Here is a 12,072-nt window from a genome sequence, read left to right as displayed (position 1 = left end):
GCCTGTTCCACAAAGAGTGAATTTTCTTGTGGAACAGGCATCTTGCCTGTTCTTGAGAATGGTGCAAGATGTGAGTTGAAACCGACTGAAGAGCACCATTGTTAATAAAGGGCTTTTTGTGGCTGGGGGCGGGTTTATTTAACCTGTCTGCACTCTTTAAAGCTATTGGTGAACCCGCCCCTACGGGATGTTTTATTGGCAAGGGTGCTCTTCGGTGAGTTAAAACCGACTGAAATATTAATCTTTAGTCCTCATAGCGAGGACTTTAGCTATGAGACAGGGGTTTCAACCCCTGTCGGATTGTCGGACTCAAGCAGCAACTGCAAGCAATTTGTCGGCTTGTTTTGCGGTTTCAAAGAAGAAACGCACGTTATCTTCGGGAGTTCCCGGTAACACGCCGTGTCCCAAATTGAGGATGTGTCCGCGATGACCGGCTTTGCGAATTGTATCAAGAATTCGATCGCGAATAAACGGTTGAGAACCAAACAACACGCCGGGATCGAGATTTCCCTGAACGTTCATATTCGGGCCCAAACGTCGGCGCGCGTCGGCCATATCAACTGTCCAATCGACGCTGATGATATCCGCGCCGGATGTTGTCATGCGTTCGAGGAGGCCGGCGCTACCGGTGACTAACAGAATTAGCGGTGTGTCGGGATGGGTTTTTTTGACTTGCTCGAACACCTGTTTCTGGTAAGGTAGAGCGAAGGTGTCGTAGTCCTGCGGGGACAGTTGGCCGGCCCAGGAGTCGAACATTTGCACTACTTGCGCGCCGCAGTCGATTTGATAGCGCACGTAAACTGCGATCGCATCTGCGAATTTCGACAGCAACTGATGCAGTAAAGTTGGATCGGAAAATGCCATGTTTTTAATGATGGCATAATCCTTAGAACCTTTGCCCTCAACCGCATAGGCCGCCAGCGTCCACGGCGCGCCCACAAAACCGAGCACGGTGGATTTGTTGCCGACTTCCTCGCGCAGGGATTTCAGGATTGTTTTGATAAACGGCAAGCTTTCTTCCGGGTTCAGCGGTTGCAGGTTGTCGATTTGCTGCTGAGTGCGGATGGGTGCGTGGATAATCGGGCCTTTGCCTTCGGCGATGTCCATGTCGATGCCCAAACCGGGCATGGGGGTGACAATATCGGAAAACAGAATTACGCCGTCGGGTTGAAACGCGCGCCACGGCTGAAGGGAAACTTCGATCGCCACTTCGGGAATTTCGGAACGTTCGCGAAACGAGGGATACTTTTCTCGCAAATCTCGATAGGCTTTCATGTAGCGACCGGCTTGGCGCATCATCCACACGGGCGGGCGGTCTAGGGTTTCGCCGCGGGCTGCCCGCAACAACAAGGGAACTTCATTTAATGCCGACATTTTAACTTTTCTCTACCTTAGATATTTCAATGCCTTTGGTAGCTTACCACTGTGCGATCGTCCTTTTTGACAAAAAATTCATCTGTCAGCGGGGAGGGAGATGAGGGGAGTGGCTGAGTTCGATTTTGGGCGATCGGGATTTGGTTGGTTGCGAGGCTGGCAAATGACATCTAAAATCCTTCCACTGTAGGGGGTTTATAATGGAATTCTCCTCACTCGCAGGGCAAACTAATTGAATGGAAACGCTACGTGCAAACCGCACGTTTTATTTACTTTACCTCTCCCACTCGCTGAAGAGACTAATTAAACGTCTATTATCACACTCTATCGGCGGCTTTATTTCTGAGCTAATATTGCATCGTAATCCCCATGAGTCCCTATCCAAAACCAGACAATACCTTCAGGTTTCTCAACTCCCAGATCTCGGTAACTATGCCCTACTCGCACCGATTGCAAATGCTTTCGCCTGCCAACTTTTTTAAAATGCACCGAAGGGTGATACGGATCGACTTTCAGTAATTCGTAATTTTTATCGGCTAAAGCTTGTATTTCTTGAGGTAGCTGGTGATAGCAGTTCCAAAAACGCGGTAAAGTCAGATGCTTCATAACACTTTAGTCAATCCCGCTTCATACTCTGCATCAACTTCATCAAGTAGTGCATCTAACCGCCCCTCCTCCAAATCGTCTTCAATTTGCCTATCCCAAACCTGTTGGCGATACTCTATCAGCCAAGCAGTGAGTTCTGACAGTTCCTTAACTGACAAGTTCATAATTGCTGTTTCAAGTTCTTTAACATTCATATATTTTGCTACATCATTAATATTATTAATATACCAATAATTCTGAAGGCACGGGTAGTCAAAAACCGGGTTTTTTCTGAAAGACGTGTTGCAGCCCACAGATGAGCGTAAAAAACCCGGTTTCGAGGAGTCGGAGTGCGTCGATAAGCTGTCGCGCATTTAAATTGTATATTCAGGGCGGGCGGGACGCCCAATCCCTACTCCCCACAAGACTTTGATTTTTTTTGACAGACATTTTAAATGCCGCAACAACTTACGGAAAGAAACCGGGTTTCTTGGTAGAAACCCGGTTTCTGATTCCGCGCTACAGTTTGACCTACTTACCTCGTCACGCACACTCCGCCCACCACTACCCGACATTGATCGCGGCCCGCATCAAATCTACTATCATTCCGCCTCGCCGAGTCTAAATCTCTAGTCCGCGAATTGTAGTAATAATCTCCCGCCGGATACCTTCTATTCGGGACAGCGCAGTAAGTCGAGTCTTGATTTCCATCGTCAAACCTTACTCTCACCATAGAACGTCTCTCGCGACAATCAACAGACCGCAAGCCAAAATCATCTTGCAGAAGCTGTGCTCTGTCATATTGACCGTCATATCGGCCGTCATCTCGCCTCGTGTACCAATCGTCCCGCGAATTGCGAGATTGTCTGCCGCCCCCATCAATTCCCGCAACTTCCAGCGTGTAGTTACCGCCTCTGGCAGCATCTTTTGCTAACACTAAAAGCTTGTAATCGCCACTACGAGGAATTTGATAATTAAAAGAACGGTCTTGCGTAAAAGCGACTTGTTTGTTGTTCCCGTAAAATAGCACCATGACGGGAGTAAAACCGCGACTTCTATCTGTATCTAAAAACACTTCAATGTTGTCGCCTTCCCTCGCGCTAAATGTGTATTCTTGACCACGCAATTCTTCCGTCGGAGATCCGGGTGTCCACATATTTCGGAAACGGTAAATCGGGGAAGTTCGGCGAATTACTCCGTCTATGCGATCGTTATTCCGTATCTGTTCGCCAACCGCACTTGAGGAAATTCCGGTAAGTGCCAATCCCGTAACTAGGACTGCGGCAGCAATACTGTTTAACAAGTTGTGTGTTTTCATATCAACCTCTGGAAAAATTTAAAATCTTTTTGCTTTCTTGGCGCCGACATTTGCATACACAATCCATTTTAAATGTAATTTCTGCCAACCGTGTCAACCTCACCCAACCCGGCTATTTAGCGGGTGCAAAATCTCATGTTAAAGTTATAGACGTTGATCCATAATCTAAAGTTGCGATTTATCGCCACAAATCAGCAATCCCGATTCAGCGTCGAGACTCGCCATAATTCCCATCGGTAAAGCAGCGTTAACCCCCTCGTGACCGAAGGGCAAATCCGAAACAATCGGAATATTCAAATCCCCCAGCCGATCGCGCAAAACCTCTTCAATGCTAAAACTGGGAATACTCGGGTCAATCTCGCAGCGACTGAAGCGCCCCAAAGCAATGCCCCCCACCCCAGCGAAAGCCCCCGCCATCCGCCACAAAGTCAGCATTCGATCGACCCTGTAAGGAGCCTCGGAAACATCCTCAAATGCGAGAATAACCCCCGTCAAATCCGGTTGATACGGGGTTCCGAGCAAATGAGAAGCCACAGTCAGATTCGCAGGAAACAGCCGCCCCGTGGCTTGTCCGCTGCCCCATCCTTTACCTTGCAAAGATTGTAAGGGACGACCTTCTATGCAGTCAAAAAGTCGATCGACAGACCAATCCGGTTCATCCGCCAAAGTTGTCAGCATCGGGCCGTGAACGCCCCAAACACCCAATTTAGCCTGATTCCACAGCAAAGCAGTAATATCTGAAAAACCGATTAACCATTTCGACGAATGGGAATCGGGAGTTGGAAATTGGGAATTTTCCGCCTTTCCCACTTTTCCTTTTTCCAAAAGTCGAGTGCTGCCGAAACCGCCTCGAACACAGAGAATACCGCGACAATCCGGGTCATTGAGGGCATCTGCCAACTGTCGGACGCGGTTTTCGTCGGAACCTGCCAAATAGCCCCAGCGATCGTCAAAACCCGGTGTTAATTCAAGTCGATAGCCGCGGGATTTCCAAATTTCTACACCCTTTTCAAAGTTGGTTGATTCTCGCAAAGTGCCACTAGGGGCAATTACTTTGAGCAAATCTCCTGGTTGCAGAAATTTTATGTCAGTCATTAGTTATTAGTTATTAGTTATTAGTTATATCGTGTTTGGTGAATCGATCGTAATTCTGTAGGGGCGGGTTTTACAGACAATTTCTGACTGAAACAGACAATCTCGAAAACCCGCCCCCACCCATCCATAAATACAAACCTACATTTTCGGATTCGATGCAAATTTCAGGTTGATGTAGGTTATCGGTTGTGGCGGGCGGGTTTATCTAGATTGTTGATAATCGTTAGATATTGTCGGTGAAACCCGCCCCTACGGGATATGGTTGATTATTGATTTAGGAGTGAGTTTTTCAGATTATTTGTTAATCATTACTACGGTAAAGTCAGAATTTCCACCCCAGAATCAGTCACAGCCAGAGTGTGCTCAAATTGAGCCGAAAGCTTTCCATCCTTGGTGATAGAAGTCCAACCATCGGCGAGAATTTCCACTTCCCAAGTACCCTCATTAATCATCGGCTCGATCGTAAAAACCATGCCTTGTCTGAGCTTCTTTCCTGTGCCCCGCTTACCGTAGTGCAGAATTTCTGGTTCAGTGTGAAAGACTCGGTGAACGCCGTGTCCCGCAAAATTTCGCACTACCGAAAAACCCTGTGCTTCAGCATATTCTTGAATCGCTGCACCGATGTCGCCGGTACGAGCACCCGGTTTGACTTCCGCAATTCCTCTTCTTAAACATTCCTCGGTTACTTCAACTAACTTTTTAGCGACAGGTGAAGGTTTCCCGACAAAAAAAGTCTTGGAAGTATCGCCATGATAACCATCAACTAAAGGTGTTACATCAATATTAATAATGTCGCCTTCTCTCAGAATTTGTTTAGCATTCGGGATGCCGTGACAGACTACTTCATTGACGCTAGCACACAGAGATTTAGGAAATCCTTTATAGCCTAGCGGAGCGCTTTTTGCTCCGTGTGCCAAAGTCCAGCGTTCGGCTTCATCGTTAATTTCTAGAGTGCTTACTCCCGGTTTAACCATCGGTTCGAGATGTAGCAGAAGTTCGGCCGCTAAACGGCCTGCTTGGCGCATTTTTTCGATTTCTCTACTGGACAAAAGCACTAAACGTTCGGTGGCCATAGTTTTTTCTGTTTCCTTTTTTGTGGTTGATTAAGAGTTCATTTAACTCAATTTCAGAATAGATTTGAATTGCTGCTCAATAAACTTGTAAGGTGCGTCAGTCAGCGAATCTTTCTAAAAATTAGCCAGTATTATTACTGACGCACCCTACTAGCAGTGATAGATTTGAACCAGTGTTCACAACGATCGCCCAAAGCTGATAAAGAATATTCTACCTCTGCTTGTCGCCTGCAAGCGCTGCGGTCAATTTGGTCTAAGCGGGCGATCGCACCTACCAAGCCATTTACGCTATCAGGCTGCACTAAAAAGCCCGTCAGTCCGTCTCTAACAATTTCCGCCGGCCCCCCGCGCTCGTAAGCAATCACGGGTACACCGCACGCTAAAGCCTCGATCGCGACATTTCCGAAAGCTTCCACCCAACGTGGCGTCATCAACAATGCTCGGCACTGACGGACTTGCTCTTGCATTTGGCTTGTTGTCAGAAACCCTAAATATTCTACCGGAGCATCTGGGTAATCTGCACAAATTTTTTGCCAATAATCCTCATCTTGCATTTTGCCCATAATTTTCAGGGGAATGCCTGTAATTTTCGCTGCTGCTACTGCATCTTCTAAGCCTTTCTCCGGGGCGATGCGGCCTAGCCAAGCTAATTTAGACTGCGGTTGGCTGCAAAATTCGTACAGCGATAAATCTATGCCGCTTCCCAACAACTGACACTCCTTGGCAAAGGCGAAGGTTTTGGCTTGAGAAGCGGTGTGAACTCCGATCGTACCAGGAAACTGGACTGCGGTTTGTCCGGCAATGCGATCGAGGGCTGCCGAAAGGGAGCCCATGCTGATCAAATGTGCGATCGGAGTCCTAAAAAATGGTGTCAAATAAAACGGCAGCCAATCGTAGGCAAAATTAACAATGACATCCCATTCATCCTGAAATTGGCGAGCATATTCCCACATATTCGCCAGCACAGAATCTGCGGGCATCACAATAGGAGCATTGTAATCTTGTGTTTGGGCGGTTACTTGCAAATCACCTGTTATTTCGATTACAGGAATTGATTCCAAGACTGAACCTACTGGTGCTACAACTGCTATTTTATGACCGCGACTCTGCAATTCTTTAGCAATGTTAAGGACTGTAAGTTCGACACCGCCACCCAACCCCGAACCGAGTTGACCGACCGAAGTTGAGAGTAACAATATTTTCAAATAGTCATTAGTCATTAGTCATTAGTCATTAGTCATTAGTCATTAGTCACTAATTATAACATAATCTAAGTTATAAATTCTCCACTCTAAAATTTAAAATTTCAAATCACTTGAAAATTGTTAGACTTATCAATCCCTCCCAGAACGCGGACGGATGCGATTCAACTGATTGATGGCCCAGCGAGCAGTTTCCTGAACTTCGGGATCTGGATCGTCCGTCGCACGGTGCAACAAGTAACTGATTTGATTCACCAATTCGTAAATCCGCGTCAAGTCGCGAATCGCATTTTTACGCACTTCGGGATTTTCATTTTGCAGCGAAATTGACCACGCATTATTCATGGGTTTGAGCGTGCGAATGCCAATTTCCGAGAGACTTGCCAAAATTAAACTGTACTGCTTCGAGTCGGAATTTGGTAGCAAATCGAGCAACGGCTCAACTGCTCTGGAATCTCCCCGCTGGCCTAGTTCCCAAATTGCTTTGCCTCTCTTTGCCGGATTTAGGTGCTGCAAATCTTCAATCAGTGCTTCAATAATATCAACTTTAGGTCTACCATCCGTTTCGGGAAGGGCAATACCTTTCTTCTTAGCTAGGGAATCGGTTTGATTAGTTGTTTCGGGAATGTTGAAACCTGTGTTACTGTATCCGTTGCTGTGAGTTTCCAAGGGCGAGGTGTCGGAATGAATTCGATCGCCCTCGACTGCTGCATCCTGGGATTCTGGTTCCCCGGATTCCAGGATAAACGGTAAAGGTTGATCGCTGCTCTCGATACTGTAGTTTTTTGGCAAACCAAAAGGGTAGGGCAAGGCTGACAGCGATTGTCCTCCAGAAGAATTCTCTTGCGGTCTACTTTGGTGCGAGTTTGTAGGAGAATCGGGATTAGTGAATGGAGAGTTTCTTTGGTGGTGGCGCTCAAATCTTCCCCGTCTTCGCTTAGGATAATTTGACTCGTCACTGCTAACTAATTTGAGCATGATAAATACTGCCGCTGCCGTGACGACAACTGCTGCCAAACCCAACATTAAGAACCCCCGCTGACGAGACAAAATGACGATCAAATTGGATACCGATTTCGGGATCTTAGAATTAGATTTGGACGTTTTGGACGGCTGAGATTTGTTTTTATCGGGCGCTGGAGAGGGTTTTGGAGGCTTGGAATCCTGGCGATCGTCCGGGGGAGAGTTCGCCTGAGCAATTTCTTGGGAAACAGCACGCGCAGAGGCATTGAGTACCTGTTGCCCTCCGTCGGCACTTGGACTGAACGCAGCGCCCAGACAGGCAATGCAGGTGAACAAACATACAGAGGAGCGGTAATGCGCCATAAGACTCAATCCGGGTTTTGAGAGGCAACGCCGCATGACGAGCTTTAGTTTAACCTTGAGTTAGCTCGATCCTAGCTGCTATGGGCTTAACTAACTCACTAATAGCACCAGACTAACGAAAAACCCTGGTTTGAGAGGGCACCGAGCCAGATCTTATAAGCACAATTGTGTCATTGACGTGCAACTCCTTTAAATAATTAGTTTAATTAGTTTAAAACGAACAACTACATCGGCGGCCGCGACTTTAGCAGCCGCATCCCGAAAGTTGATTGCAGCTAATCTCACCTACGTGCAGTGTGCAGTGCAGGCCCCGCAGCGCAGCACTGCTGGGGCGCTAGCAGACGATTGTGGCTCGCCGTCGATTTCTCACTAATAGCGTCGCATGACCAAGAGTTTAACAAGCTTCCGAGCCTGTGGGTCGATCGTTTTTGTGTGAATTTGGGCGACAGTGGGACAGGGGCATTGGCACTGGTAACGAGAAACTCGGTTTTTTCGTTAATTGTTCGCTGCTAAACCGCATATTTTCAGTACATTCCAGGACGCACTTTCGACGCTCACAAATCCGTTTTATTTACCAAAAATGCTGTAAGAAAGAGAGCGCTGATTTGACCGATGTTAATTTGAAGGGGGCAATTATCCCGGATAGAAGTGTTTGGGCGATCGACTAAGATAACCGTTAGGAAATATTGTATTCAGCAAGCAAGCGCCAAAAATCCTACTATCTTGTAAAAGTAGGGTCGGATTTAGTGAGAAGCTATAGTGAGAGCGAGTATACCCTTTCACGCACGCGCCCTCTCCCCACGTTTTGTTTATTTGTACCCACTTACTTAAGTTAAATCAATCGGTATTTAATGCTGTGCCGCCAAATTTGATATAAGATCGAGCTAAATTTCTAGTGTGAGAGTAGAGGCGTTTGTGAGCCAACAAGATATTTTAAATTTAGCAAAAGAAGGCGATGCCAGGGCGATCGCATTTCTGATCAGCCAAGCACTCCAAAGCTTCGGCGTCACGGCTAAAGCCAGCCGGGAAAATGACAGCCTGCACCTGCTGCTGGAAGCAGAACATTTACCCGCAGAAGAAGCCTGTCTCCGAGTCGCAGTCAAAGGGTTGCAGCGGCTGCAACCAAATAACCTTTACTCAGTGACAGTTTACGGGCGGCGCGACGGCGAGCAATTGCCCGCTTGGACTCAGACGGTAGAATTAAAAAAACGCTTGACTTCCGAACCCGTGAGTCCGTTAGTTGCCGTGAATGCCGCAGTAGCTGCGAGTGCAGCAGTAGCCGCTAGTTTACCCGCTTCTCCCATTCCTGTGACTTTGCCCAAGCTAGAAAAACCTCAAAATGTCACCACTGCGCCCACTCAAACACCAGAACAATCTCCGCCCCAACCCCCTAAAATCCCCACTCCAAAACCCCCAAACCAAAGGCAGCAAAAGCCATCACCGCAGCCAGAGTTAGCCCGCACTAAAACTAAAAAATCAGGGCTGTCAGTCGGTGCTCTGAGTCTAATTCTCGTACCCATATCCGGCCTTGTACTGGCTTCTCAACTTTACAAATCCTCAACCACCGCTACTAATAACCCTCTAACGTCAAAGCCTGCGGTACAAGAAGTGAGCTCGACACCCGCGCCTGCACCCGCAGCCAAACCCCTTCCAGATCCAAAACCGCCCTCCCCGGCTGCCAAAAAACCTGCCATTGTGCCCGCAACTGTCAGCATCAAAGCAGTTGGTGACATGATCCCCGGCACAAATTATCCCTACAACAAACTGCCGGCAAAAAAAGAGATGTTATTGGCGTCCGTAAAACCGTACCTCCAAGGAGCTGATATTCTGTTTGGCAATTTTGAAAGCACGATGACCGATTATCCTTACAGTTCCAAAGCAGGCGGCGGACGAATGCTGTTTGCCTTTCGGACGCCTCCGAGTTATGCCAAAATTTTCAAAGATGTTGGTTTTGATATTTTGAGTATTGCCAACAATCACTCTTACGATTTTAACGAGCAGGGATTTAAGGACACGATTAAAAACATCGACAGCAACGGCATGAAGGCTGTTGGCAAAAGAGATCAAATTGTTTATAAAAATGTCAAGGGTGTGAATTTTGCCTTTATCGGTTTCAGCAACTACGGCGACGTTCACAATTCCTTGCTGGAACTGAAAGCGGGAGCAGAAGTTGTCAAAAAAGCCAAGCAAAAGGCTGATATTGTAGTGATATCAGTTCATGCTGGAGCTGAAGGAACGGGAGCTATCAATGTGAGAAATAAAACTGAGTTCTTTTACGGAGAAAACCGGGGAAATATGGTTTTGTTTTCGCGGACGATGATTGATGCGGGAGCAGATTTGATTTTGGGACATGGCCCGCACGTTCCCAGAGCTATGGAACTTTATAAAGGTAAATTGATTGCTTACTCCCTGGGCAATTTTTTGGGTTATCGCACTTTGTCCACAGCAGGATCACTCGGTAAATCTCTAATTTTGGATGTGAAAATGACTCCGCAAGGGGATTTTGTTTCTGGCAAGATTATCCCCGTCCAACTTGACGGGCGAGGTGTGCCGGCTGTTGATAACAATTTTAGGACTGTGGGGTTGATTGACCGTTTGACAAAGAGCGATTTTCCCAATAGCGGTTTGACAATTGATGACAAGGGGCAAATTTTGAAAAAGAGTAAGTAGTCGTTAGTCAGTAGTCATTAGTCATTAGTCATTAGTCAGTAGTCAGTTGGTAGCGGGCACTCACAGGCATCGCCCCTACTTACTGCCTACTGACTGCTCATTTCTTTCAAAGCTTCTTTCATCTCCTCTACAGTCGTCGTTGCCGTACCGAATTGACGCACGACAATACTAGCAGCCAAATTGCCCAAAACTGCCGCTTCCCAACCGGATGCACCGACGCACAAAGCTAAAGTCATTGCTGCTACAACTGTATCTCCAGCACCGGTTACGTCAAATACATCAGTCTTGTTAAAAGGGGGAATGTCCCAACTTTGAATGGCAAATTCCCCCTTTTCACAAATGGATGTTGGAGGGGGTGAATTTTTGATTTCTTCGCCGTTCGCCCTTTCAAACAAAGTCATCCCTTCTTCGCCGCGAGTAATCAGGATTTTTTGAGCTTGAGTTAAGTTCAATAAATCGCGTCCTGCTTGCATTAAAGTTTGAGGGTTTTTGATAGCATATCCGACGGCTTGCTCGGCTTCTGGCAAGTTCGGAGTAAACAGCATTGCTCCCGAATATCGCTGCAAATTTATTTGAGCGTCTACAATTGTTTTGCCGGGAACCACTGCCGATTCGATCGCCAAATTCGTCAAAACTCCGTCGCCATAGTCGGAACAAACCACGGCATCTACTGTCGGTATTTGCTGCCGGATGTAGTCTGACAATTGCAATTGCAAATCTAAATCCGGCAACTCGTCCGATTTGCGATCGACTCTGACAATTTGCTGAGTCACCGACTGCCGCGCGTGCCCGGAAATTCGAGTTTTCGTGACAGTTGGACGCTGCGAATCGATTAAAATCCCACCCGTATCAATTCCCGCCGCCTCAAAAATACTGCACAAAGCCTTTCCCTGGTCGTCTTTTCCCACCAAACCAGCAACTTTTACTTTGCCTCCCAGTTTGGCTAAATTATAGACAGCATTTGCGCCACCTCCGGGTACTTGCTGAGTATTTTCGTAGCGCAAAATCAACACAGGTGCTTCGCGGGAAATTCGCTCTACTTGTCCGGTAAGAAACTCGTCCAAGGTCAAATCTCCGATCGCTAATACCTGCGCTCGATCGAAGCAGTCTAATCTTTTCAATAATTGCTCTGTTGAGGCACGCAGTTGAGGCAAAAAATCGGAATAGTCGTTAGTCATTAACCAAAAAAATGAGACTGAGGAGTTAATAATTGAGTGTGGAACGAGCGGGAATTAAAAATCCTAATATTAATTAATAATTAATTTCCTCCATAGTTTTATTTTTAACTTTTAATTGATTTTCTCACTGGGATTTTGATAAACCAGTTGCAGGCTATTGGCGATCGCACTCGCTCAAACAATTTGGCAAAAAAATGCGGATAAAATCGCAGCCCTTGAGACTCAACTGAAAGTTTCACGGTGTGGAAGTT

12 protein-coding genes are annotated in these 12,072 nt (G+C 46.8%); 1 reads left to right on the top strand and 11 read right to left on the bottom strand.

Features of this window, described 5'->3' with window-relative positions; all coding sequences use genetic code 11:
- The 10 genes from QUB11_RS22670 to QUB11_RS22625 form a co-directional block, all read right to left on the bottom strand.
- On the bottom strand, positions 1-202 hold a 202-nt coding region (locus QUB11_RS22670; RefSeq protein ID WP_333391776.1), incomplete at its 3' end, for a hypothetical protein.
- 107 nt (positions 203-309) lie between these two features.
- The gene (gene hemE, locus QUB11_RS22665; RefSeq protein WP_333046489.1) at positions 310-1,374 is read right to left on the bottom strand and encodes a uroporphyrinogen decarboxylase; all 1,065 of its coding nucleotides are present in this window, start codon (positions 1,372-1,374) and stop codon (positions 310-312) included.
- Between the two features lie 26 nt (positions 1,375-1,400).
- Complete coding sequence (locus QUB11_RS22660; RefSeq protein ID WP_333202345.1) at positions 1,401-1,544, bottom strand: hypothetical protein; 144 nt, start codon at positions 1,542-1,544, stop codon at positions 1,401-1,403.
- A 166-nt stretch (positions 1,545-1,710) separates the two neighbouring features.
- The gene (locus QUB11_RS22655; RefSeq protein WP_333202343.1) at positions 1,711-1,980 is read right to left on the bottom strand and encodes a ParE family toxin-like protein; all 270 of its coding nucleotides are present in this window, start codon (positions 1,978-1,980) and stop codon (positions 1,711-1,713) included.
- Positions 1,977-2,174 (bottom strand): hypothetical protein, encoded by a 198-nt coding sequence (locus QUB11_RS22650; RefSeq protein ID WP_333202341.1) that lies wholly within the window; start codon positions 2,172-2,174, stop codon positions 1,977-1,979. Before QUB11_RS22650 ends, QUB11_RS22655 begins: the two co-directional genes overlap by 4 nt.
- A 320-nt stretch (positions 2,175-2,494) precedes the next feature.
- Positions 2,495-3,277 carry a hypothetical protein gene (locus QUB11_RS22645; protein ID WP_333202339.1) on the bottom strand — a complete coding sequence of 261 codons (783 nt, stop codon included), beginning with the start codon at positions 3,275-3,277 and terminating at the stop codon, positions 2,495-2,497.
- 165 nt (positions 3,278-3,442) lie between these two features.
- Positions 3,443-4,372 (bottom strand): LD-carboxypeptidase, encoded by a 930-nt coding sequence (locus tag QUB11_RS22640; RefSeq protein ID WP_333202337.1) that lies wholly within the window; start codon positions 4,370-4,372, stop codon positions 3,443-3,445.
- Between the two features lie 311 nt (positions 4,373-4,683).
- On the bottom strand, positions 4,684-5,445 hold the full coding sequence (gene map / locus QUB11_RS22635; RefSeq protein ID WP_333202335.1) for a type I methionyl aminopeptidase: 762 nt from the start codon (positions 5,443-5,445) through the stop codon (positions 4,684-4,686).
- 134 nt (positions 5,446-5,579) lie between these two features.
- Complete coding sequence (locus tag QUB11_RS22630) at positions 5,580-6,665, bottom strand: glycosyltransferase family 4 protein (protein ID WP_333202333.1); 1,086 nt, start codon at positions 6,663-6,665, stop codon at positions 5,580-5,582.
- A gap of 114 nt (positions 6,666-6,779) precedes the next feature.
- A complete protein-coding gene (locus QUB11_RS22625; RefSeq protein ID WP_333202331.1) occupies positions 6,780-7,973 on the bottom strand; it encodes a HEAT repeat domain-containing protein in 1,194 nt (397 codons plus the stop codon).
- Positions 7,974-8,888: 915 nt separating this feature from the next.
- Between QUB11_RS22625 and QUB11_RS22620 the strand changes: the two genes are divergently transcribed.
- Positions 8,889-10,643: a CapA family protein gene (locus QUB11_RS22620; protein WP_333391774.1), complete on the top strand. Its 1,755-nt coding sequence runs from the start codon at positions 8,889-8,891 to the stop codon at positions 10,641-10,643.
- A gap of 86 nt (positions 10,644-10,729) precedes the next feature.
- Here QUB11_RS22620 and QUB11_RS22615 read toward each other — a convergent pair whose 3' ends face one another.
- Positions 10,730-11,821: a PfkB family carbohydrate kinase gene (locus QUB11_RS22615; RefSeq protein WP_333391772.1), complete on the bottom strand. Its 1,092-nt coding sequence runs from the start codon at positions 11,819-11,821 to the stop codon at positions 10,730-10,732.
- Positions 11,822-12,072 lie beyond the last annotated feature (251 nt).

Source organism: Microcoleus sp. B6-A1 (genome assembly GCF_036705085.1).
GTDB lineage: Bacteria > Cyanobacteriota > Cyanobacteriia > Cyanobacteriales > Microcoleaceae > Microcoleus.
Note: the sequence above shows the minus strand (reverse complement) of the source record. Positions and strands in the feature narration are given on the sequence as shown.

What these genes read in the sequence shown, in the direction of transcription:
- QUB11_RS22625 (WP_333202331.1), bottom strand. Translation starts at nt 7,973, where the DNA reads ATGGCGCATTACCGCTCCTCTGTATGTTTGTTCACCTGCATTGCCTGT.
- QUB11_RS22655 (WP_333202343.1), bottom strand. Translation starts at nt 1,980, where the DNA reads ATGAAGCATCTGACTTTACCGCGTTTTTGGAACTGCTATCACCAGCTA.
- QUB11_RS22615 (WP_333391772.1), bottom strand. Translation starts at nt 11,821, where the DNA reads ATGACTAACGACTATTCCGATTTTTTGCCTCAACTGCGTGCCTCAACA.
- QUB11_RS22645 (WP_333202339.1), bottom strand. Translation starts at nt 3,277, where the DNA reads ATGAAAACACACAACTTGTTAAACAGTATTGCTGCCGCAGTCCTAGTT.
- QUB11_RS22630 (WP_333202333.1), bottom strand. Translation starts at nt 6,665, where the DNA reads ATGACTAATGACTATTTGAAAATATTGTTACTCTCAACTTCGGTCGGT.
- QUB11_RS22650 (WP_333202341.1), bottom strand. Translation starts at nt 2,174, where the DNA reads ATGAATGTTAAAGAACTTGAAACAGCAATTATGAACTTGTCAGTTAAG.
- QUB11_RS22640 (WP_333202337.1), bottom strand. Translation starts at nt 4,372, where the DNA reads ATGACTGACATAAAATTTCTGCAACCAGGAGATTTGCTCAAAGTAATT.
- hemE (WP_333046489.1), bottom strand. Translation starts at nt 1,374, where the DNA reads ATGTCGGCATTAAATGAAGTTCCCTTGTTGTTGCGGGCAGCCCGCGGC.
- QUB11_RS22660 (WP_333202345.1), bottom strand. Translation starts at nt 1,544, where the DNA reads ATGTCATTTGCCAGCCTCGCAACCAACCAAATCCCGATCGCCCAAAAT.
- map (WP_333202335.1), bottom strand. Translation starts at nt 5,445, where the DNA reads ATGGCCACCGAACGTTTAGTGCTTTTGTCCAGTAGAGAAATCGAAAAA.